This window comes from Pseudoalteromonas sp. P1-25, from assembly GCF_001401805.1.
Taxonomy (GTDB): Bacteria; Pseudomonadota; Gammaproteobacteria; order Enterobacterales; family Alteromonadaceae; genus Pseudoalteromonas.
Genome location: NZ_LKDW01000028.1, coordinates 15,606 through 37,182 on the forward strand (window position 1 = coordinate 15,606; position 21,577 = coordinate 37,182).

Here is a 21,577-nt window from a genome sequence, read left to right on the forward strand (position 1 = left end):
TTTACGCCTTATCGCCTGTGTTAAACCACACGTGATTGTTTTCAGCTAGTAATTCATCAGCATCATCTGGCCCCCAGCTACCAGCACGGTAAAGTGCAGGTTTGCCTTTGGTTTGCCAGCGCTCAATAATTGGATCTATCCACTTCCACGCTTGACGAACTTCGTCACGGTGTATAAATAACGATGGGTTATTAGCGGCAGCATCAAGCATCAAGCGTTTGTACGCATCAGAATGGAAACCATTACTATATGCTTGAGAAAGCTCAATATTCATCGTTACCGGCTCTAATTGCATTTCCAAGTTATCAAGGCGCTTAGACATAAGCGTTAATTGAATTGTCTCTTCAGGTTGCAAGCGAATAACAAGGCGGTTTGGCTCAATATTACCCACGTTTTCTTCATAAATATTGTGCGATACTTTTTTGTATTCAACCACAATTTCTGCACAACGTTTAGCCATACGCTTACCAGTACGAAGGTAAAAGGGTACCCCTGCCCAGCGCCAGTTATCAATGTGTGCACGAATAGCCACAAAGGTTTCTGTTTTGCTTGAACCTTCGTTAAGCTCTTCTAAGTAACCCGGTACAATTTTACCGTTTAAATCCCCTGGTACGTATTGACCGCGAACGATATTTTCATCTACGTCACCTTCAAGTAGCGGACGAAGAGCTTCTAATACTTTAAGTTTTTCAGTACGGATGCTATTTGCGTTTAGTTTATTAGGTGATTCCATGGCCACTAAGCACAATAGCTGTAAAAGGTGGTTTTGCACCATGTCACGCAATGCACCGGCTTTATCGTAAAAACCAGCACGGCTTTCAAGACCTACTGTTTCAGATAAACTAATTTGAATATTATCAATAGATTTAGCATCCCACATGTTTTCAAACAGTGAATTTGAAAAACGCAGCGCCATTAAGTTTTGTACTGTCTCTTTACCTAAGTAGTGGTCAATACGGAAAATTTGCTCTTCGTCAAAAAACTCTGCAATTTTACCATTGATAGCTTCTGCTGATTCGCCGCAGTAACCAATTGGCTTTTCAACAACCACACGTGAAGTGGGTGTGATTAAACCTTTCGTTGATAAAATTTCACAACATGTGCCGTAAACAGCAGGCGGAAGTGATAAATAAAATACGCGAGATTTATTGCTGTCGTGCTCATCTAAAATGCCTTTAAGTACATCCCAGTTGTCGTCAGCTTCAGTTACGTTGCTTACTACAGGCACTAAGTAAGTAGAAAATGCTTTCCAATCTTTAGCGTTATATTCGCCTTTACTTAAAAATTCTTTCAGTGCGTTGTGGGCTGTTTCTATGTAGTCAGCGCGCTTACTTTCTTCACGCACTGTAGGCAATATGCGCGAGCCTTCTGGTAAGTTGCCTTCTTGATATGCTCTGTACATTGCAGGTAGCAATTTGCGTAACGCAAGATCACCACCGCCCCCAAAAATTATAATATCAAAAGGATTAAGCATAGTTACTCTCTACGTTTGTAATACCTAAAAGCGACTTCCATAAGCCACTTGGTATGCAGGTTTAGTGCTTGAATGACAGTGGCTCTTAGTGTTAATAAAAGCCTATTGAATGTTTTACGCTAAGTTGTTGTGTTTATTATTTGACTCTTTGCACAATTAAATGAGTCTTAGGAGTCCTGTAAATCCTCTCACAAAAATACAGGCCCTAAGAACTCCAGCGCTACCCGTTCAAAGGTACTCGGTTTGCTTATTACATAAGCGAATATATTACTGCGTACGGTGCTGCTTGTAGTACGCAATTAAGCCATTTGTTGAACTATCGTGCGCATGTTTTACGCTGTCATCGGTTAGTTCGCTTTCAATTTTAGAGGCAAGCCCTTTACCAAGCTCTACACCCCATTGATCAAAAGAGCAAATTTCTAAAATTATGCCTTGGCAGAAAATTTTATGTTCGTACAGCGCAATTAAGCGTCCTACTGTTTTTGCATCAACTGTATCTAGCAGTATAGATGTAGTAGGACGATTACCCTGATGAATTTTATGATTTAGTAACTCATCAATTTGTGCTTGTGTTTTACCTTTAGCGGCTAAATCTTCTGTAACTTGCTGTGCATCTACACCGCTCATCATTGCTTCTGTTTGCGCTAAAAAGTTAGATAATAAAATATCGTGATGTTTATCTACGGCTACCTGCGGCTTAACTGAGGCAATAAAATCAGCTGGTACAATTACATTACCTTGGTGTAAACACTGATAAAACGCATGTTGGCCGTTAATACCGGTCATACCCCAAATAATAGGTACCGTTGTATAAGGTACCGTTTCGCCTGCAAAATTGACGTGTTTGCCGTTACTTTCCATCTCACCTTGTTGTAAATACGCAGGTAACATATGAAGCGCTTGGTCGTACGGTAAAATAGCTTGCGACGTAAAGCCTAAAAAGCTGGTATTCCAAACACTTAATAGTGCCATAATCAGCGGAATATTTTGCTCAAATGCCGCTGATTTAAAGTGCTCATCTACTTCAAATGCGCCTTCTAAAATAGCTTCAAACGCGTCATAACCTAGGTATAACGCAATAGGTAAGCCTATCGCACTCCACAGTGAAAAGCGACCCCCTACCCAATCCCACATAGTGAATACGTTTTCATCGCTAATGCCAAAGGCTGCAGTTTTTTCTAAGTTTGTGCTCACAGCAACAAAATGCTTGGCAATGGCGCTGTCATCTTTTGCTGTTTGTAAAAACCAATCAACGGCCGTTTTGGCGTTGGTCATGGTTTCTGATGTGGTAAATGTTTTCGATGAAATAACAAACAATGTTGTTTCTGGGTCAATTGCTTTTAATACAGAGGCAATTTGAACACCGTCAGCATTAGATACGTAATGAACATTTAAAGTGTCATCAGCAAGTGCTTTTAGCGCTTCGGTAGCCATTTGTGGACCTAAGTTTGAACCACCTACACCAATGCTTACCACATCTTTTACTGTTTTACCTGTGTAACCAAGCCACTGACCACTGCGTACTTTTTCTACAAAGGTTTTAATTTTTGCTAATTCATTATCAACCGCTTTGGTCACATCTTCGCCGTCAACAACTAAAGGTGTATGGGCGCGATTACGTAAAGCAGTATGAAGAACAGAACGCTCTTCTGTAATATTAATTTTTTCACCGCTGAACATTTTGTCGCGCCAAGAGGCGATATCGCACTCTTTAGCAAGCTCGATCAGTTGTGCAAAAATAGTTTTATCGATACGTTGCTTTGAATAATCAAACAACACACCTGGAATTTGAGTAGAGAATGCATCAAATCGTGTATCATCTTGTGCAAATAACGTTTTTAGATGGGTGTGTTTCATCTGCGCGGCACTATTTTGTAGTGCTTGCCAACTTGCTAATTGCGAACGATTAGACATGTAAATATCCTCTAAAATATTTAAACTAATGATTTAAAAACAGTTTTAGGTAAAAAGACTTCGCTTATTGCGCGTAGTGCTAGTAAAAAAGCAAGCGCCTAGTATAACGAAAAAAGCAATAAAAATGCTGTTTTTATAATTTATGATGCAGATAATAACGCAATTTTTTACTTTTGACACCGGTATCATAAAAATTTTATGAATTAATTACCCACAAATTTTAACCATTTAACAGTTTAATCAACATTTATTAAATATTCATGAATTACGCATAAAATGCATCAGCTACACTCGCCTCGCTTTATAGGTGGTTAAAACACCCACAAAACTAGGCCAATAATTAGCTTACCAACGCCAAGCCACCCGCTACGTTATAAATATTCGCAAAGCCTAATTGCTGTAAATTTGCCGCTGCAATTTTAGAACGATTGCCACTTCTGCACAGTAATATATAGGTGTGCTGCGGGTTTAATTGATTTTGGACTATAGCGTTAGCCATACGACTCAGTGAAATATTAAGCGTATTAGCTAAAGGCGCAGCAAAAAGCTCCGCTACATTAATAACACCATGTTCATAAGGCTCACGGGTGTCAATTAAATACACATTTTTTTGCGTTAGCAACATTTTAGCATGCGCAAAGTCTAGCTGCTTAATGTCAGATTGAACCGCCGCTTGAACATAGCCACACAATTGGTTACTGGTTTGCACATGCACCTGATCGTGTTGCGCTTTTAGCTGTGCAAATTGCGTCGTACTTATTTCTTTATTTAATAATGGACTAAGTAAAGGCGTTTGTGCACGTACAGTTTGCCAGTTAATGGCAAAGCATTGCTGATAGTCATGCCCCGAACAAATAACCGTATCGTCACTTATTTGCTCGCCAAGGCTAATAAGTGAGTGTGCCATTTGCGTTGCACTGCCCCCTTCAAGCGAAGTATTGCCAAGCCCTGCAGGTAAAATTAAATCTCCGCAAAAACAATAATCGATATGATCTGTGGAGCGCTCTTTTAATAAATAACTCACGCTGTCTTTACTGTGCCCTGGGGTTGGCACTGTAATTAATGTTTTTGTGCCCAGGTCAATGCTATTTTGCATCACATGCGTTGTGCCCAGTACTTCATTTAATAAAGCCACTGCGCTTGGACGGTCTTGGTGCTTATGCGTATCTAAAATTGCTTTTACATTGAGCTGTTGTGTGCTCACTATTTTTTCAAAGCGCGGTATAAGCTCTAATACGGGGTCAATAATAACGGCGCTATTGTCGTTACTTACATACAACCAGCTACACGCTCCTTTATGCCTAAATTGTGTTAATCCCAGCGCGCACACTTCTTGCTTTGGCGACGCACTGTCAGAAACAATTAAGCAGTTAGCCTCTAGCACGGCTTTTAAAGAGCTAATACGTGCACACGCTTGATCTATTTGTGCTTGAGTAGCGGCTGGGCCAAACGAAAGTCTAATCGCATTTTCGCTTTGCCAATCGGTTGCGCCCATTGTATCAAGCACAAAACTGCGTGTTGCGCCTGTGCTACACGCTGAACCACCACTGACTCTAATGCCAGCTGCGTCAAATAAATCAATCACCTCTTTAGAGGTAAGCGTATCGACAGCAAAATTAAGGGTGGTAGGGACAGACTGAGAAAAGTCATGATTAAAAGTAATACCCCCAAAGGTACTTTGCAGCGCATTAAGCAGTTGCGCTCTGTAGTTATTTAATACCTCCATCGATTTAAACGTGTCGTCGTTTTTATCTAGCAGCAAATCAAACAGTTTATTAAGCCCTGCTATGCCTGGTAGGTTTTCGGTACCAGAGCGCATGCCGCTTTCTTGCCCGCCCCCTGCAATAAATGGTGTGTAGGCACTGCCATTTTTAATGTATAAAAAACCAATACCTTTAGGTGCATACAGCTTATGGCCCGAAAATGGGGCATAGTCTATACTGGTACTACTAAGTTTAAGTGCTTGTTTACCTAAAGCTTGTACACAATCAACCATCCACGAAACCGATTTATTACGACTACGAATAGCATGCTCAATAGCGTTTAGGTCTTGATAAACTCCGGTTTCGTTATTAACCGCCATAGTGCAAATCATCAGCGCGTTATTAATGTGCTTACTAATAAACGCTAAATCTAAAATCCCTTTGCTATCCACAGGGATAGCTAATAATTGGGCGTTAATGCCTAAAACGCTATTCCAATGTTTTAACGTGTTAGGTACCGCTTTGTGCTCTGTGGCTCCGTACAATAATACTGGGTTTTGGATAGTATGATTTTTAGCATGAATGAGCGTTGAAACAATGGCTGTTTGTATGCCTTCTGTCGCGCCTGAAGTAAAAAGAATATCCCCCTTAGGCGCTCCAATAACATTTCGTGCATTTTGTCTTGTCTGTTCCAATAAATACTTAGCTTGTATTCCGCTTATATGGGGGCTTGAGGGGTTACCAAAACAAATTTGCATGGTGTGCGACACCACGTCGGCAATACAGGGTAAAACAGGTGTTGTAGCGTTTGCATCAAGATAAACCTGGGCTGCTTGTTCATCGTGCAATAAAAACTTAGACATTAAAAACGCACCTTTATTACTAAAAAATATATCTTATACCCAATAGTACATAAGTTTGTTCACATTGGGTAATAATCAATTAGTAACTTAGGTGCGTTTACTATGCTTTTTTAAACTAAAAATACGTTACTCTGGCAGCTCTTTTGTTATTTCTCCATGGGTGGATGACCATGCATTTATTAGCGCTTTTACGAGCGATGCGAGCGGAATGGCAAAAAACACGCCCCAAAACCCCCATAAACCGCCAAAAAATAGCACTGCAACAATAATAAACACGGGGTTCAAATCAACGGCCTCAGAAAACAACAAAGGCACTAATACATTGCCATCGAGCGCCTGAATGATCCCATAAATTACTAATACGGTCCAAAACTGTGTTTCGATACCAAATTGAAATAATGCCACCGCTGCAACAGGTATGGTAACCAACGCCGCCCCCACAAACGGAATTAACACCGAAAACCCAACCAGCACGCCAAGCAATGCTGCATAACGTAAATCAAGTACGGTAAAGGCAATAAACGAGGTGCCACCGACAATTAAAATCTCGAATACTTTGCCTCGAATATAATTCATTATTTGCTGATTCATTTCGTGCCACACTTGCAAAATTAACCGTCTCTGTCGCGGAATAAGCGTAGCGGCACTGCTGGTAAGCTCAAGCTTGTCTTTAAGCATAAAAAATACCAGTAAAGGGACAAGTACCAAATAAATAAGCCAAGCCACAACATCTTTTAACGAAGTGAGTGAAAACGAGACAATAACTTGGCCAAATTCGAGCGCCTTGGCCTCTACACTGGCTACAATAGCTTGAACCTGCTCGGCATTAATTAAACTGGGGTATTGCTGTGGTAGGGCCATTAAAAATGACTTACCTTGCTCTACCATGTGCGGGGTTTCTTGTACTAAATTACTGGTTTGCTTCCAAAGCACAGGGCCAATAACCAAAATAAGGGTAAGCATAACCCCGGTAAATATCAGCATAACAATGACCGTGGCGCCAAAGCGTTTTAACCCAAAGCGCTCTAAGTGTACAACCGGCCAATCAAGTAAATAAGCAATTACCAATGCCACTAATACAGGAACAATTAACGCGCCAAAAAAGTACAGCAATGCCACTGAGGCAATAAGTAAAAAAAGTAAGGTGACTGAATGAGGATCTGAGAACTTCCTTTCGTACCATGTTTTAACGTATTCAAACATGCAATGGCTCCACTCGTAATAGTCCTAGGTGTTGGTCAAATTTATATGTATATGCATTTTTGCTTAAAAAACGCGTAATATCATCAGCGCTCTCATTGTTATTAATACTAAACGTTATTGCCTGATTTGATGCCTGCGCATTTCGAAGCGCTAATTTAAATTGTACAAACTGTTGTGGGCATTTAAATTTTTTTAAGTCGCACTCTAACATAACTACTTTACTCGCCAAGTAAAATGAATAATAAGTCGTATACTGTCGGTCATTCTATTTATAAAATGTGAACAGCAGTAACTTTTTCTTAAAACCATTCCAGCAATGGTTTATCCTTATAACATAATTAGCAGTAAGGATAAGTTAATGCCTGGCACGCATAATAAAGCGCAACTACCGAGTAATCCAACTCTCAAAGAGATTAATTGGTATAAAAAGCAGATAAACTGGGGAGAGCTTCCGCCTTTTTATCACCTCGTTGCTTCTTCGGTCAGCGAAGCTGAGGGAATATTGGAGCACGGGTTTGATAACGCTGTAAAAAGCCTGCTCAATAGACGCAATTGGAACTTAGACTTACTTGAAGGCTATGAAGATAACTTTGGCGAAATACATACCAAACATAAGCCCCGTATTGCACTACACCAAGTATTTACTGACCGCGGGTTTGAGCTGTGGGCGCAACCCTATGCTAAAGATATTATTATTGATCAATACGTTAAAGATAACCGCTTTATGGAGTTTAAAGTATGGGATCCGCATTCAATGAAAAATCTGATCCGCATAAATCAGCTCCATAAGTTTATTGGCTTTTATTTTGAGCGCGGTGACAAGGCCGATAAAGCCATTATTTTACATGCACATAAGGTAGTACATAAAATTATTAAATTTTTGCAGCAGGAATTGAACGTTGTAAAGCTTGATGGAGTCACAATAAAAGAACTCTACCAATTGTGCGAAAAAGACAGCCGTGCAAGCAGCGACGAAATTGACATAGCAAAAATTGCCATTGGTGAACAAATAAACAAGGAATAAAATGCAGCTAAAATCAGCCTTTATCACTTTATGCAGTGCCGCGCTTACCTTTAGCCTACTGGTTAGTGAGCCGTTAAAGGCACAAACAAACTTTACGCTACCCGATTTAGGCACGTCTGCGCTACAAGTTTTGCCACTTGAAAAAGAACAAGCCATTGGCGAAGTGATGATGATGCAAATAAGAGGCTCATCACCGGTAGTAAACGACCCTGTTTTAGACGAATACTTAACCACACTTGGCCGAAAACTAGTCGCTAATGCAAACGACGTGCGTTTTCCTTTTTCGTTTTTTTGGGTCAATAACAACGAAATTAATGCCTTTGCTTTTTACGGCGGACATGTAGGTGTTCATACTGGGCTTATTGCGCAGTCAGACAACGAAAGCCAGTTTGCCTCTGTACTTGGGCACGAAATAGCGCACGTAACTCAGCGCCATTTAGCGCGTCGTATTCAGCAACAACAAGACAACAGTGCACTGACTATTGCAGGTATGATAGCCGGTATATTAGCAACAGTGGTGGCCCCTGATGCGGGCATTGCTATTATTTCGGCTAACCAAACCCAAGCTGCGTTTAGCCAACTCACACACAGCCGTGCCGCCGAGCAAGAAGCCGACAGAATTGGTATGCAAACCCTTAATAACGCTGGTTTTGATGCGCGTGCTTCGAGTGAGTTTTTAACTAAACTTGCAGCGCAAATAAGGTATAAGTACAAGCCACCCGCTTTTTTACTGACCCACCCATTGCCAGAGAGCCGTGTGTCTGATGTACGCTTACGTGCAGAGCAATACCCTGTGCGTCACTTAAACCCAAGCCTTGAGTTTAATTTAGCAAAAAGCCGTGTACTCGCCCGTTATGCCAATAAGCCTGAAAACGCCGAGGCGCTATTTAGAAAGTTAATGCGTGAAAACACTTATAACAACACCGCGCTTAAATATGGCTTGGGTATAAGCTTGCTTGACCAAGACAAACTCGATGAAGCCGCAGAAATATTAGAGCCACTGCTTGCGCAAAACCCTAAAAATTTATTTTATATTGATACCCATACCGATTTACTCATAGCGCAAAAAAAAGCCGACGAAGCTGTAACGTTTTTGGCTGAACTAAACGACTATCGCCCTAACAACCAAGTTATTACTTTAAACTATGCAAATGCGGCATTAGAGGCTGAGCAGTTTGAATTAGCGGAAAACATTTTAAAAAGTTTTTTACTTGAAAAGCCCGACCATAACTTAGGCAAACAGCTTTTAGCCGACGCCTACAAAAAACAAGACAAGCTCGCTGCTTATCACGAAGCCAATGCAGATGTGCTTGCCCAATATGGTGCTTACATTAAAGCCGCAGACGAAATCCAAAAAGCGCTTAACTTCGTAGAACCCACAGAGCTGGTTAAACAGCAACGTTTAAAAGCCTTGCTTACTCAGTATCGCCGTTTACAAAAAGAGCTTGCAAGACTTTAAGTCTGCAAGCGCTTGCCCTAAAATAGTGGCAAATTACATTTTGGAATTAATTGTATGTCAGTGACTATTTATCATAACCCGCGTTGTTCAAAGTCGCGTGAAACCTTAGCATTACTTGAGCAAAATAATGTAACTCCCAGCGTAGTAGAGTATTTAAAAACACCGCTTAACCATGAACAAATTACAGAGCTTTTAGGACAACTAGGCTTTAGCTCAGCACGCCAGCTGATGCGCACAAAAGAAGATGCATACAAAGCGCTTAACTTAAAAGAAGAAAACAGCGAGTCTGCATTAATCGCTGCAATGGTAGAAAACCCAAAATTAATTGAACGCCCAATTGTTGTAAACAACAATAAAGCCGCGCTGGGTCGCCCACCTGAAAACGTATTAAGCGTATTATAATGAGCACCCAAATTGTGGTGCTATACCACTCAAGCCATGGGTCGGTTGAAGCCATGGCCCATGAAATAGCAGAGTCAATAGAGCAACAAGGTGCAACCGCTTTGCTGCGCACTTTTGTAGCTAAAAACCCGCACGATATTGTTATCACCAAAGATGATTTAATAAATTGTGACGGCCTTGCTTTTGGCACCCCTACCCGCTTTGGCATGATGGCATCGCAGGCAAAAACCTTTTGGGAAACCACCAGCGATCTGTGGCTAAAAGGTCAATTAATAGATAAGCCAGCCTGTGTATTTTCGTCCTCAAGCAGTATGCATGGCGGAAATGAAGCCACCTTACTTAACTTATCATTACCACTACTACACCACGGCATGATGTTATTAGGGGTACCTTACGAAGTACCTGAGTTACTAGCCACGCAAACCGGTGGTACTCCTTATGGAGCAAGCCATGTCGCTGGCAGCAGTAATACAAATACATTAAGTAAAGATGAAATTAAAATATGCCAAAGCGTTGGTAAACGCCTTACTCACATTGCGAGCAAACTTCAATGAATACTGCAAACACCCCAGCTAAAAAGCCAATTACTGTAAAGTTTCAGCGTACTGCTATTTTTGGCTATGTGGGTTTATTACTTTTATTACCTTTGTGGATGTACTTTGTCCCGCCACTAAACGGCAACGCAAGTTTTGTATCGTTGTTTGTGCCTATTATACCTTTACTATTACCCCTTAGAGGCTTTATTAAAGACAATACTTACACTTACGCTTGGGCCAACTTTGTTGTTATGCTGTACTTTATACACGGTTTAACCATGCTATGGGCTGCGCCTGATGAGCTAATATGGGTGTTATTAGAGCTTATGTTTGCCTCAGCGATGTTTGTAGGCTGCACCTATTACGCAAGGCACCGTGGACAAGAACAAGGCTTAAAAATACGTAAGCTTAAAGAAGAGCTCGCAGAAGAAAAAGCCGCCAACGAATATACTAAATAATACTAATTTCGCAAAATAAATTATTTAAGCTGAAATAACAGCTTATACCTACAAAAAACGCGCTTAACATAACAATGTAAGCGCGTTTTTTTAAGCTTTTAGTTTGCTAAGCCTTATACCAATTCGCTCAGCGCAGCAAGTGCAACGATACTGGCTAATCCAAGCTGAGCTATTAAGCTCAATAACGAAAAAACACGCAGAACAAATAATCCCCACGGGTGCTTTATATGAGGATAAAGCGCACAGCGTTTTAAGCTTGCCGCAAAGAAAAAACACACCGATGCAATCAGTGTAAAAATTAAAGTCAGCTCACTTTTAATAGCAATGCTTTCATCAAAAAAGAAATAGAGCTGAAGTGGGAATAAAATAGTCACAATGGCGTGTAAGGCATGCACCTTTTTAATGCGGTTAAACTGCCCTTCAGGCGAAAGCTCTTTTATACCAAAGTCGCGCTCAAGGCATTTAACTAAATTGGTTGCTTTAACACTTACCGCAAACCGATAACAACTTAGGCCCTCGTTATTTCGTGCTCTAAAGTCGTAACCTGCTTTTAGTAATAGCACCATAAGGGTTTCATTTTTGGCTAACACCGCATAGTGCAAGGCTGTATTGCCTAACGTATCTTGCGCTTTTAGATCCTGTTTTGCCAGCAGGGTTTCTATTACGTTTACATAGCCTTTTTCGGCCGCCCACATAAAGGCTGTTTTATTGTTTTCATCGGCCAAGGTACCGGTAGCGCCTTGCTCGATAAAACGCATAGCCATGGTTTGCTTAGCACCTTTTTGGCTTAAATGAGCTAGTAATGCTTTTTCAAGCAATACTATAGAATCAACCTCAGGCGACACTTGCGTTAACAGCGTAAAATAGTCTTTACCGTTTGCTACTTTTTGGCTGGCAAGTTCTGTAAGCTCATTTAAATCCGCGACCGATTCGGGTAAAAAAGCGCTTAAACGGTCTCTAAAATCGACCTCTTGCCACAGTGCCAGTGTGTCGTGTGCACTTAATTTACTGCCACTGTTTAGGGCATGTTCAATTAATGAAAAATAACGTTTACTAAATAATAAGCTAAACAAAGAAAGCGGCGTATCAAGAGCATTTTGCGCCGCCACACTGGCGTATTTTTCTAAGCGCTGGCACAGCATTAACGCCATGGATTCGTTGGTGTATTCGTTATCTAAATAATGATTTTTAACAGCAGCAATGTAAGCATGCGCATCTTCATCATATTCACTAATATGCTGAAAATAACACTCTTCAAAGGGTTCAAGCGGGGTTAACCATATCAAATAGTAAATGGGTGGTAGCACAGTGGTGCATACACCGTCATCTTCAATAGTAGAACGACATGCAGGCCAAGCTTCTAAAGCATCTAAAATAAAGGCACCGTTTTGTTCTACAAGTCCTTTAATAAGTAATGGGTATTCCTTTGGCCAAATCAGTACATTTTCCATTAAAACAGCACAACTCCAGTGTAGCTTGATGAGGGGTCAGTTATAGCAGTTTTTAGCTGACACCACGCTTAATCGACGTGGTGATATTCTATCACACCTTTTTTTTGCTGTGAGCTTAAAGTAGATGAATATTAAGAAAATATAAAAGCAGCCAATACACTCAAGTGCGGCTGCTTTTGTGGTTGGAGGGGGTCTTAATCAGCGAGGAACTATTTATTTTTTAGTTCAGTAATTACTTGCTCTAAACCGACATCAGAAATACGTTGAATGATCTCTTTTTGCTTAGCACTTAATAGCGAAATACCTTCGGCAACAATGTCGTATACTTTCCATTGCTGGTCCTTACCTTGGCGCAGCTTAAAATGCAGATCAATCACGGGCGCATTTGGCTCAATAATTTGCGTTTTAACCGTGGCGTACTCAGAGTCGCTTTTAGCGGTATCTTGTTCAAAGACTACTTGTTGTCCGGTGTACTTCATAAGCGCACCTGCGTAAGTACCTGTTAAATAATGCTCTACTGCATCAATAAAGCGTACAGCTTGCTCACGCTCAATGCCTTTTATGTGTTTTCCAAGCAATTTAAACGACACAAACTTAATATCTATGTTTGGCATTAAACGCGTCTCTACAATGCGCGCCATATCGGCTTTGCTTGCATCACCTTGTGCATTTACTTTTGCAATATCGCTAAAAAGCGTATCGGCAACACCCTCAAGCATATGTTGAGGTGACTGCGCAGTTTGCGCAAATAACGCGCTGCTAAAAAAAGCAGCAGCAATAAAAATAGTGTTAAAAAGTTTCATGAGCGTGACCATGTGTGTGATTAAGATGTGGCTAAATTACGCGATTTTAACTCACAAAAAAAGGCACAAAAATGCACCTTATTAATGCCAAAACAGCACCAATAAAATAAACTATTTAATTTCAGTCAGTTAAGCATCCCTTGTTAACACCCCATAAACAAGCGGTATTTTGTCCTCATTGAAAATGTAAATACCCCGCCCTTATCATTTAATTACTCATTCGACTCACACACCAATTTGGCAGTTATGAAAACGGTATATAAAACTTTCACTATTACTTTATTTTTAATTATTTCTGTATGGGGTAACTCTGTATTTGCGCAGTCTAATCATGGTTACGCCGTAGATATGCTCAAAGGCGAAGGCAACGTAAATGGTATTAAGCTAGCTTATCAATATCACGCTCCTAGTTTGCAAAACTTAGTGGGCGATGCGCGCTTTTATTTTGAAACCAGCGTTAATATGTGGCAGTACCGCCATGGTGACAACTCGCAATCTAATCTTGTGCTGGCTATGTCGCCTGTGCTGCAGTTTCCTGCTTTTAGTTTTCACAATACCCCGTTTTATATTGAAGCAGGTATTGGTGTATCGCTTATTGATGAAACTAAATTTGCGGGCAAAAACATTAGTACTCACTACCAATTTGAAGACCGCATAGGCCTAGTTGCAGACTTTGGCCACACTAACGTAGCGCTTCGGGTTATTCATTACTCAAACGCCGGATTTAAAGCCCCTAACCCGGGTTTAAACTTTTTAACTCTTTCGGTGGCAAGGCGTTTTTAACCTTCATTCGCATCTAGTATCAATTTGCCACTTAATCATGTTAAGTATTAAGCTAAATTGAAATAACTAGCCACAAAAAAGCCCCGATAAATCAGGGCTTTTTTTGATTAAAATACGCTACTAGCCAACTAACCAATGCGCCATTAAGGCAATAACCGGCAGTGTAATAAGCGTACGCAAAATAAATATAACGAACAGCTCAACAATGTTTACCGGTATTTTACTACCCAGTAAAAGTGCGCCAACCTCAGACATGTAAATTAGCTGAGTTACGCTCATTGCAGCAATAATAAAGCGCGTTACATCACTTTCAATGGTGCCTGCTGCCAAAATTGACGGAATAAACATATCGGCAAATCCCACCATAATCGTTTGTGCCGCGGCCTGTGCCTCGGGGACGTGTAACCATTCTAAAAATGGCACAAACGGCATACCTAAGTACTGAAATACCGGCGTGTACTCTGCAATAATAAGTGCAAATGTACCCACCGCCATAACTACAGGCAGTACACCAAACACCATATCAAGGGCATTATGTACGCCCTCTTTCAAGGTACCTTTAAAACCTGATGAGTTATTGGCTTTAGCTAATGCAACATCGAGCGAGTGCCCTACTAAGCTTTTACCCGTTGGGATAGTCTCAGCATCGCGATTTGGCTCACTGCCATCAATAAGCAAATCTTTTTTAAAGCAAAGTGGTGGTAAGCGCGGCACAATAATAGCGGCAACCACACCCGCTAAACATACGGTGGCATAAAATGGGGCAAATAAGTGCTCTAATTTAACTTGGCCTAAAACCACTAAGCTAAAGGTAATTGAAACTGCCGAAAACGTAGTACCAATAATAGCGGCTTCGCGTTGCGTGTAGTGCTTTTGGTCGTACTGCCTTGCGGTCATTAAAATACCGACACTGCCATCACCTAACCATGACGCAGTACAGTCAACCGCACTTCGCCCAGGTACACCAAATACAGGGCGCATTACCTTGGTAAGCATGGTGCCAGCAAGTTCTAATAACCCAAAGTTTATTAGTAAAGGCAGTAATAAACCGGCCAGTATAAATACCGAAAACAAAACAGGTAATAAGTCGTTTAATACTAAAGCGCCTGTGTTTGCTGAGGTAATAGCCTCGCTACCTAACCCTAAATGGGTCATTAGCACAAACGCCATACCAAATAAACGCACCACTAACCACACGACACTTACATCAAATAAATGTTTTAACAGGGGTGATTGGCAAATAGCGGCGGGTTTAAATACTTTAGTGATCACCGACATAACGCCAGTAATACAAATAATTAAGGTAATAATTGCTTGCGCTGAACCAGACATCAACGCTTGCACGCCTTTAGCCATTAACGCAATAGGAATGGTCATTCCGTCGGCGGTAGGAATGGGTGTCATAAATAAAAACACACCAATTAACGACGGTACTAAAAAAGTAAACCAAGTGCGCCACGTATAGTGCCCGCGAGGAGGTAACTGAGACATATTTTTTAATCCATAAAAACTACAAAAAGAGCAAAGCGCTCTTTTTGTAGTAAAAACTTATAATTAATTATTAAATTTTGATGCCGCGCTGAATAAGTGCTGCTTCTAACGCTTGTTGTAAGCCATTCATGGTGCCAGGTTCGAGTGTTTCGCCTTTATCATCCATCCAGGTTAAGCTTGTACCGCCTTCTTTGGTTTTGCTGACTAAAATTTGGTATTGGCCTTCTTCAATAGGAAGCTGCGCAACGTCATCGCCCCAAATAGAATCCCATACGCTGCTCTCTGGCTTGTTGTAGTCGGCAGTTATTAAGCCGGTATCGGTTTTAATCTCAACAATAGTAAACGATAGGCGCTCTAAAAAGCCTGAGAAGCGATCGAATACTGCATCGTATGATTGCTCAGTAACAAGTGCAGCATTGCCCTTATTATCAAAGCCCATTTCTAAAGAAATAATACCTTGGCGCTTACGGTTTTCTACTTCTAGTTGACGATAGCGATAGTCAAACTCAGCCACAACTTGGTTAAGTGCGCGTACTTCTAATTGCTGCTTAAGTAAATCAGTTAATGTGTCATCACCTTTAAAATCAATAAGTTCAGCACGTAGCGAAGCAGTACGCTGATGCGATTTTTCTTCAATTGTGAACCTAAAGCGCTCCAGGTTTTCGCTTACCTCATCATCCCACAACCAGCTTTCTTCCGCTTTAATTATGGCGTACCAATCGGTTTCGATAATACCTAGTAGCTTATCTTCTTTTGTGGTCGTTGCATTATTTTCGGCAATAACCGCTTTAATTGAATCCCATACAAATTCATCTAAATCAACAATGCCATCGTTTTTATCAAAATAAATACGCGCTTGTTTGTCGCCTTCTTCTACCCAGCTACCTTTAGCAACAGTTAAAACCTGTGCTGGTGGACGATAGTTTGTTGCCTCTGGGTTGTTATCGTATTGGCCCACATCCATTTTATAAACAGGATCTTGCGCTGGTTGAGATAACGATGGCGGGGTTTTAACACCTTCATGGGTGCGATAATTGCGTTCGTTGTGCGCTTCATTAATAAAAACATTACACCCTGATAAACTTACCAATACACTCACTGCAAGTGCTTTTGGGATCCAATACTGCACAGATATTTCTCCTTAGCATACCCTTTAATTGTTTTACACGTATATGAGTGGGTAATACCGAATTTGGTTCAGTGTAAAATCAACATTAACTTTACATTTATTATTTGGCTGTCTAATTGCAATAAAGTTCACACCTAGGTGTTATAAAATCAATCACAGCAAAAAGACAAATTTAAGCTATGGTACTTTCCTGTGCCAGTAAAAACAAGGAACACAACGTTTTAAAGCGCCTTTAATTAAGCACCTATGTAGTTTAGGCTGTTTTTTGTGTTAAACTTCGCCGCCGTGCATCGTATTGTAGGTGTAACGGGCTATATCAACTCGGTTGTTATAATTCAAAAAACGTAGGTATTAAACTTCATGACTACATTTTCAAATCATCAAATTGTTTTAACCGCTATTGGCGAAGATAGACCGGGAATTGTAAGTGAACTTACACAACTTGTAAGTGATTGTCATTGCAATATTATAGATAGCCGAATAGCCATTTTAGGCAGCGAATTTACCTTCACCATGTTGCTAAGCGGCGATATGTCGGCCATTAGCCGCATAGAGCATACCTTGCCCACTAAAGGCATGGAGCTCGGCCTACTCACCATGATGAAGCGCAGCACCACTCGCCACACCGAGAGTGAATTTTGCGCAGGCTACACCCTTGAATACACAGGGATAGACACACCTGGCACACTGAGTAAAGTAACGCGTTTTTTTGCCGATCACCACATTAGCATTTGCTCATTAAAGTCAGACACCTACGATGAAGAAACCGACACAAAAATGCGCTGCGAAATTGAGTTTAATATCCCTGTTGAAGTTGATATAGACCAATTTAAAGTGACCTTTGAAAACCTTTCGCACACTCTTAACGTAGATTATATTTTTAAACGTATTCGCTAAGGAGCACAGCATGAACAAAATTAGCCCTCTACAAGCCGGTGATACTGCACCCGCTTTTAGCTTACAAAATCAAAACGACGAAACAGTCACATTAAGCGAGCTGCTAAAAGAGCAACAGGTACTGGTGTACTTTTACCCAAAAGCCTCTACACCGGGCTGTACGGTACAAGCCGAGAACTTACGTGACCAACAGAACGAACTTGCTAAATTTAACACCCGTGTTGTCGGTATTAGCCCAGATCCAATTAAGCGCCTTAAAAACTTTGAAACTAAAAAAGAGCTTAATTTTGATTTATTAGCCGATGAAGATCACGCCATTGCTGAAGCATTTGGTGTATGGGGCTACAAAAAGTTTATGGGTAAAGAATACGATGGTATTCACCGCCTAACATTTTTAGTAGGCCAAGACGGTAAAATTAAACACTTATTTGATAAGTTTAAAACTAAAGATCACCATCAAGTGGTTTTAGATTACTTAGCAGCAGAATAAGTAAGCTGTAAGCTGTAAGCTGTAAAAAAGCGTTGCTCTTGAGCAACGCTTTTTTATTGACGTTTTTTAAGTACGGTTGCACGTTACATAATTAATTAACCATAAGCGCCACTCGAATATATAAGCTCGTAACTGTGGCTATAAATTTCTAAAATATTGCCAAACGGGTCTTCCATGTAAATCATGCGGTATGGTTTTTCCCCTGGGTAATAATAACGCGGCGCTTTCATACGCTTTTTACCGCCCGCCGCCACTATTTTATCAGCGAGTCCTTCTACATCAGGGCCTTGTACGCATAAATGAAATATCCCCGTTTTCCAATACTCAAAATTATTTTTTGGGTTTTGCTGATTTTTAAATTCAAATAGCTCAACCCCCACCCTATCCCCTGTTGATAAATGGGCTATTTTAAAACTGCCCCACCCAGCACCAAATACATCAGTACACATTTCACCAATCGGTGATTTATCTTCTGTTATTTTTGTAGGCTTCATAATTAAATACCAGCCTAGCACCTCAGTGTAAAACTTAACGGCTTGTTCTAAGTTTGGCACTGAGACACCTATATGCGAGAACGTGCGCGGGTAAGGCATTGGCGAATCGGCTAAGCCATTAGCTTGCTCACCCTTGCCACTCATTAGCGAATTTGCATTAGCATTTAAACTAGTAAACAGCATAGGCAGCGCGGCAGCACCCAACCCAGCAGCCGATAACTTCATAAAATCTCTACGGTTTAGCTCTTTTTTATTCATGGCATGTTCCTTAACGGCAAGGGCGTTGAAAGTAATTAAAGGAATTAATTAGCCATAATAAATGAATATAGTGAGGACAAAAAATTATCAAATATGATACTTATGATTACGTTTTGTGATGATGGTTGGAACATATTTATTATTTTACTGCGGCTCTATAAATATTCAGGTTTTGCCATACATCATCCGCAACTAAAAAATTAGGTATAACATCTACAAGCAGAGCGCCTGATTTCAACGCAACCTTTATACTTGCCGCATTTTTCTCTAGGCACCTAAATTCGATAAATTTAACATGAGTGCTCGTGAGTAGCTGCGGAGCTTTTGAAATGATTTGACTAATAATCCCGTTACCATGAGCGTTTTGAGCTAACCAATAGCCTAATTCAGCAACTGCCGAATCGGGACATATTGATTTAATAGCAAATACACCACAAAACTTACCTTTAAAGTTTATTTTGAACCATCGTGGACCACTTTTTCCGCTATTTACTCGTTCAAAAATATATTTATGGGCCGACGCTATGTCTGATACACCTTTAACCCAGTAAAGATATTTTGCTAAATTAATACGGTTTTCATTAACTAATCTTAAAACATCGGGAGCATCACTTTCTAATAAAGGAGAGAGCTTTATGTCTTTTGACATTTTTATATGTAAGTACTTTTCCATTTAACTTTTGATATCCGTATATCCTTAATTACACTTTAAAATACCCAAAATAAACTTTAAGTGGCTAAATACCAATCTATTTGATAAAAAGATAAAAAAGGAGAATTTAATTTTGAGTAAGGCAATCAAGTTTAGAGTGTATTTAGCCGCATTGATTATATGTATTATTGGCTTTATGTTTTCACCAGTGAGTAGCCAGTTTTATACAAACCCGTTTTATATAGGAAGCTTTATTTTTACAATCGCGCTAATTGTGAATGTTATTAATTACTTTTGCCCAAATTGCAAGAAAAACCAGGTAATGCAATCAGCTACTAACTATCGTCTACCAAAAAATAAATGCTATCACTGTGGGGAAGAAATTAACTAGCCTTTTCGGATGGCGCTTCGCTTATCCGATCTACGTGTTTAATAAGCTAATGTGTTGCTTAATATAAAGAGTGAGTAAAGGTATATAGTGTTGGGTTTCGTTACACTCAACCCAACCTACTAATACTGAGTCAATAATCAGAACCGTAAAGATCAAAACAAAAAGAGCTGAATGATTTTATGAATGAGTTAGTTAATCCGTGGTAAAAACTTTAAAACAACGATTTAGTAATATCGACGCTACTTTTTTATTTGCTGTTGTGTTTACAATTCTATTAAGTGTTGGTGTTATTTGGCTAATGGTTTCTTACCTTTTTGGGGAAATAATCCAAGGAATTTTATACCCATATAGTAACTATCCAGTAATAATATCGTCTACCGCTGATATTTTAATGATTCCCGGCAGTATAGTTTTATGGCTGGGGTCATTTATCGGTGTTTTAGATATTTTATCAACATTATTTAAGAAACCTATTTATGAAAAAGTAAAAAAGAAATTAGGGTTAGCTGTTGGTGTAATGCTAGTAGCTTCAATAGTTATGCTTATTACGAATTATGTTACTTGGCAAATTGCAGCTCGCGCTAATGGTTATACCCAATGCGCAAGTGGCAGTAAGCTTTTAGTTGGAAGCAAAACGTCTTCAGTGTGGAGTAAAGAAGAGTACTTATGCTACGACTACAATGTAGACAGACTTTTACCAACAGGAACCCATGAACAAGTGCTTGCGGTAGCTGAATATCTAAAGAGAGATTAAATTAAAAGCCTTGCTACCCTTGCTGAGCTTTTAGCAGAAACCAATTTATTTTTACGGTATTCAATTTTTTGTGTCGGATGGCGCTTCGCTTATCCGACCTACGTGTTTAAATAAGCTGGTGTGGTGGTTTATATAAAGAGTGAGTAATGGAGTTGTGGTGTTGGGTTTCGTTTCACTCAACCCAACCTTGTATCTACGTAATATAACTTAACGCCGAGCAGCTTATCGCTTACAGCTAAGCACTTACAGCTGCTCTTTAAGTTTAGCTAATTCCTAAATATTTATGTACTTGTATTGATAGGCGCCAGTTTTTGGCAATACAGGTGTCGATGGCTAATTTGGTTGCTGATACTTTTTGGCTTATTGGCTGTAAATAAACAAGCTTCGGGTTAACACCTGTTTTAGTAAATAGTTCTTCTAGCTCTTCTACGTGCTTTTGCATGGCAACGGGGTGTTTAATTTCGTTTGCGCGCTTCATGGCGCTGGTAAGTACTTCGTAGCCGCCGCGCATGTTAATTTTAGGTGATACGGTCACCCACGTTTGCTCAGGGGCGAGTATTTCAAAAGTGCCGCTGGTTTCTATTTGCGTAGTAAAGCCTTGTGCATGTAATAAGTTACACACTGGGTTTAAATCGTACATGCATGGCTCGCCGCCGGTAATGACAACATGCTTTGCCGTATAACCACGCGATTTAAATAGCTCAAGCACTTGCTCAGCGCTGGCATCGGCCCAATGATCTGAATCGGCTTTTTTTTCTACAGTTTCATCAAGTGATACTTTGTACACGTTATCGACTTCCCAAGTTTGTTTAGTATCACACCATGCACAGCCCACTGGGCAGCCTTGCAAACGCAAAAATATTGAGGGTGTACCGGTAAAACTTGCTTCACCTTGGATGGTTTCAAACACTTCATTAATTTTGTACAAAAGAGATCTCACTTACTGCC

At 40.2% G+C, this 21,577-nt stretch carries 21 protein-coding genes and 1 pseudogene; 9 read left to right on the forward strand and 13 right to left on the reverse strand.

Annotated features, from left to right (window positions below):
* Position 1 precedes the first annotated feature (1 nt).
* The 5 genes from zwf to AN393_RS20585 form a co-directional block, all read right to left on the reverse strand.
* Positions 2–1,474, reverse strand: coding sequence for a glucose-6-phosphate dehydrogenase (zwf, locus tag AN393_RS15400; RefSeq protein ID WP_055016278.1), 1,473 nt, complete (start codon positions 1,472–1,474; stop codon positions 2–4).
* A gap of 267 nt (positions 1,475–1,741) precedes the next feature.
* Entirely contained in the window at positions 1,742–3,388 is a 1,647-nt protein-coding gene (pgi, locus tag AN393_RS15405; protein ID WP_055018557.1) for a glucose-6-phosphate isomerase, read from the reverse strand.
* A gap of 340 nt (positions 3,389–3,728) precedes the next feature.
* Positions 3,729–5,954, reverse strand: coding sequence for an aminotransferase class V-fold PLP-dependent enzyme (locus AN393_RS15410; RefSeq protein WP_055018558.1), 2,226 nt, complete (start codon positions 5,952–5,954; stop codon positions 3,729–3,731).
* A gap of 126 nt (positions 5,955–6,080) precedes the next feature.
* On the reverse strand, positions 6,081–7,157 hold the full coding sequence (locus AN393_RS15415) for an AI-2E family transporter (protein WP_055016281.1): 1,077 nt from the start codon (positions 7,155–7,157) through the stop codon (positions 6,081–6,083).
* Complete coding sequence (locus tag AN393_RS20585; protein ID WP_055016282.1) at positions 7,150–7,368, reverse strand: hypothetical protein; 219 nt, start codon at positions 7,366–7,368, stop codon at positions 7,150–7,152. The genes AN393_RS15415 and AN393_RS20585 overlap by 8 nt, the downstream gene beginning before the upstream one ends.
* Before the next feature lie 147 nt (positions 7,369–7,515).
* On the opposite strand from AN393_RS20585, the gene AN393_RS15425 reads away from it, so the two are divergent.
* The 5 genes from AN393_RS15425 to AN393_RS15445 are packed head-to-tail and all read left to right on the forward strand — an operon-like array spanning position 7,516 to position 11,036.
* A complete protein-coding gene (locus AN393_RS15425) occupies positions 7,516–8,181 on the forward strand; it encodes a hypothetical protein (RefSeq protein WP_055016283.1) in 666 nt (221 codons plus the stop codon).
* Between the two features lies 1 nt (position 8,182).
* Positions 8,183–9,640, forward strand: a complete 1,458-nt coding sequence (locus tag AN393_RS15430; RefSeq protein WP_055016284.1) for a M48 family metalloprotease — start codon at positions 8,183–8,185, stop codon at positions 9,638–9,640.
* A 54-nt stretch (positions 9,641–9,694) separates the two neighbouring features.
* On the forward strand, positions 9,695–10,042 hold the full coding sequence (gene arsC, locus AN393_RS15435; protein WP_055016285.1) for an arsenate reductase (glutaredoxin): 348 nt from the start codon (positions 9,695–9,697) through the stop codon (positions 10,040–10,042).
* A complete protein-coding gene (gene wrbA / locus AN393_RS15440; RefSeq protein ID WP_055016286.1) occupies positions 10,042–10,596 on the forward strand; it encodes an NAD(P)H:quinone oxidoreductase in 555 nt (184 codons plus the stop codon). Before arsC ends, wrbA begins: the two co-directional genes overlap by 1 nt.
* Positions 10,593–11,036, forward strand: a complete 444-nt coding sequence (locus AN393_RS15445) for a DUF2069 domain-containing protein (RefSeq protein WP_055018559.1) — start codon at positions 10,593–10,595, stop codon at positions 11,034–11,036. Before wrbA ends, AN393_RS15445 begins: the two co-directional genes overlap by 4 nt.
* A 113-nt stretch (positions 11,037–11,149) precedes the next feature.
* Here the strand turns inward: AN393_RS15445 and AN393_RS15450 are convergent, their stop codons facing one another.
* Together AN393_RS15450 and AN393_RS15455 are read right to left on the reverse strand one after the other, a co-directional pair.
* The gene (locus AN393_RS15450; RefSeq protein ID WP_055018560.1) at positions 11,150–12,487 is read right to left on the reverse strand and encodes an ankyrin repeat domain-containing protein; all 1,338 of its coding nucleotides are present in this window, start codon (positions 12,485–12,487) and stop codon (positions 11,150–11,152) included.
* 209 nt (positions 12,488–12,696) lie between these two features.
* Entirely contained in the window at positions 12,697–13,290 is a 594-nt protein-coding gene (locus AN393_RS15455; protein WP_004589167.1) for a phospholipid-binding protein MlaC, read from the reverse strand.
* A 246-nt stretch (positions 13,291–13,536) separates the two neighbouring features.
* On the opposite strand from AN393_RS15455, the gene AN393_RS15460 reads away from it, so the two are divergent.
* Positions 13,537–14,073 carry an acyloxyacyl hydrolase gene (locus AN393_RS15460; protein WP_055016289.1) on the forward strand — a complete coding sequence of 179 codons (537 nt, stop codon included), beginning with the start codon at positions 13,537–13,539 and terminating at the stop codon, positions 14,071–14,073.
* 120 nt (positions 14,074–14,193) lie between these two features.
* Here AN393_RS15460 and AN393_RS15465 read toward each other — a convergent pair whose 3' ends face one another.
* Complete coding sequence (locus tag AN393_RS15465; RefSeq protein WP_055016290.1) at positions 14,194–15,564, reverse strand: YjiH family protein; 1,371 nt, start codon at positions 15,562–15,564, stop codon at positions 14,194–14,196.
* A gap of 70 nt (positions 15,565–15,634) precedes the next feature.
* A complete protein-coding gene (gene bamC / locus AN393_RS15470; RefSeq protein ID WP_055016291.1) occupies positions 15,635–16,693 on the reverse strand; it encodes an outer membrane protein assembly factor BamC in 1,059 nt (352 codons plus the stop codon).
* Positions 16,694–17,053: 360 nt separating this feature from the next.
* On the opposite strand from bamC, the gene AN393_RS15475 reads away from it, so the two are divergent.
* Together AN393_RS15475 and bcp are read left to right on the forward strand one after the other, a co-directional pair.
* Complete coding sequence (locus AN393_RS15475) at positions 17,054–17,590, forward strand: glycine cleavage system protein R (RefSeq protein ID WP_055018561.1); 537 nt, start codon at positions 17,054–17,056, stop codon at positions 17,588–17,590.
* A 10-nt stretch (positions 17,591–17,600) separates the two neighbouring features.
* Positions 17,601–18,080 (forward strand): thioredoxin-dependent thiol peroxidase, encoded by a 480-nt coding sequence (bcp, locus tag AN393_RS15480; RefSeq protein ID WP_055016293.1) that lies wholly within the window; start codon positions 17,601–17,603, stop codon positions 18,078–18,080.
* Positions 18,081–18,175: 95 nt separating this feature from the next.
* On the opposite strand, the gene AN393_RS15485 is transcribed toward bcp, so the two are convergent.
* The 3 genes and pseudogenes from AN393_RS15485 to AN393_RS15490 form a co-directional block, all read right to left on the reverse strand.
* Positions 18,176–18,673 carry a lactoylglutathione lyase family protein gene (locus AN393_RS15485; RefSeq protein WP_055018571.1) on the reverse strand — a complete coding sequence of 166 codons (498 nt, stop codon included), beginning with the start codon at positions 18,671–18,673 and terminating at the stop codon, positions 18,176–18,178.
* Between the two features lie 78 nt (positions 18,674–18,751).
* Positions 18,752–18,832: pseudogene (locus tag AN393_RS20685) on the reverse strand (twin-arginine translocation signal domain-containing protein); the annotation flags it as partial.
* 139 nt (positions 18,833–18,971) lie between these two features.
* Complete coding sequence (locus AN393_RS15490; RefSeq protein WP_055018562.1) at positions 18,972–19,505, reverse strand: GNAT family N-acetyltransferase; 534 nt, start codon at positions 19,503–19,505, stop codon at positions 18,972–18,974.
* Between the two features lie 569 nt (positions 19,506–20,074).
* On the opposite strand from AN393_RS15490, the gene AN393_RS15500 reads away from it, so the two are divergent.
* The gene (locus AN393_RS15500) at positions 20,075–20,629 is read left to right on the forward strand and encodes a hypothetical protein (RefSeq protein ID WP_055018564.1); all 555 of its coding nucleotides are present in this window, start codon (positions 20,075–20,077) and stop codon (positions 20,627–20,629) included.
* A 262-nt stretch (positions 20,630–20,891) separates the two neighbouring features.
* On the opposite strand, the gene queE is transcribed toward AN393_RS15500, so the two are convergent.
* Positions 20,892–21,557, reverse strand: a complete 666-nt coding sequence (gene queE, locus AN393_RS15505; RefSeq protein ID WP_055016296.1) for a 7-carboxy-7-deazaguanine synthase QueE — start codon at positions 21,555–21,557, stop codon at positions 20,892–20,894.
* Positions 21,558–21,577: the final 20 nt, after the last annotated feature.

Bases quoted from the DNA above. Each gene is read 5' to 3' on its own strand.
- AN393_RS15475 (WP_055018561.1), top strand. From the start codon at position 17,054: ATGACTACATTTTCAAATCATCAAATTGTTTTAACCGCTATTGGCGAA.
- AN393_RS15425 (WP_055016283.1), top strand. From the start codon at position 7,516: ATGCCTGGCACGCATAATAAAGCGCAACTACCGAGTAATCCAACTCTC.
- arsC (WP_055016285.1), top strand. From the start codon at position 9,695: ATGTCAGTGACTATTTATCATAACCCGCGTTGTTCAAAGTCGCGTGAA.
- pgi (WP_055018557.1), bottom strand. From the start codon at position 3,388: ATGTCTAATCGTTCGCAATTAGCAAGTTGGCAAGCACTACAAAATAGT.
- AN393_RS15410 (WP_055018558.1), bottom strand. From the start codon at position 5,954: ATGTCTAAGTTTTTATTGCACGATGAACAAGCAGCCCAGGTTTATCTT.
- AN393_RS15460 (WP_055016289.1), top strand. From the start codon at position 13,537: ATGAAAACGGTATATAAAACTTTCACTATTACTTTATTTTTAATTATT.
- AN393_RS20585 (WP_055016282.1), bottom strand. From the start codon at position 7,368: ATGTTAGAGTGCGACTTAAAAAAATTTAAATGCCCACAACAGTTTGTA.
- AN393_RS15450 (WP_055018560.1), bottom strand. From the start codon at position 12,487: ATGGAAAATGTACTGATTTGGCCAAAGGAATACCCATTACTTATTAAA.
- AN393_RS15465 (WP_055016290.1), bottom strand. From the start codon at position 15,564: ATGTCTCAGTTACCTCCTCGCGGGCACTATACGTGGCGCACTTGGTTT.
- AN393_RS15490 (WP_055018562.1), bottom strand. From the start codon at position 19,505: ATGGAAAAGTACTTACATATAAAAATGTCAAAAGACATAAAGCTCTCT.
- wrbA (WP_055016286.1), top strand. From the start codon at position 10,042: ATGAGCACCCAAATTGTGGTGCTATACCACTCAAGCCATGGGTCGGTT.
- AN393_RS15415 (WP_055016281.1), bottom strand. From the start codon at position 7,157: ATGTTTGAATACGTTAAAACATGGTACGAAAGGAAGTTCTCAGATCCT.
- bcp (WP_055016293.1), top strand. From the start codon at position 17,601: ATGAACAAAATTAGCCCTCTACAAGCCGGTGATACTGCACCCGCTTTT.
- AN393_RS15455 (WP_004589167.1), bottom strand. From the start codon at position 13,290: ATGAAACTTTTTAACACTATTTTTATTGCTGCTGCTTTTTTTAGCAGC.
- zwf (WP_055016278.1), bottom strand. From the start codon at position 1,474: ATGCTTAATCCTTTTGATATTATAATTTTTGGGGGCGGTGGTGATCTT.
- AN393_RS15430 (WP_055016284.1), top strand. From the start codon at position 8,183: ATGCAGCTAAAATCAGCCTTTATCACTTTATGCAGTGCCGCGCTTACC.
- AN393_RS15445 (WP_055018559.1), top strand. From the start codon at position 10,593: ATGAATACTGCAAACACCCCAGCTAAAAAGCCAATTACTGTAAAGTTT.
- AN393_RS15485 (WP_055018571.1), bottom strand. From the start codon at position 18,673: ATGCCTTACCCGCGCACGTTCTCGCATATAGGTGTCTCAGTGCCAAAC.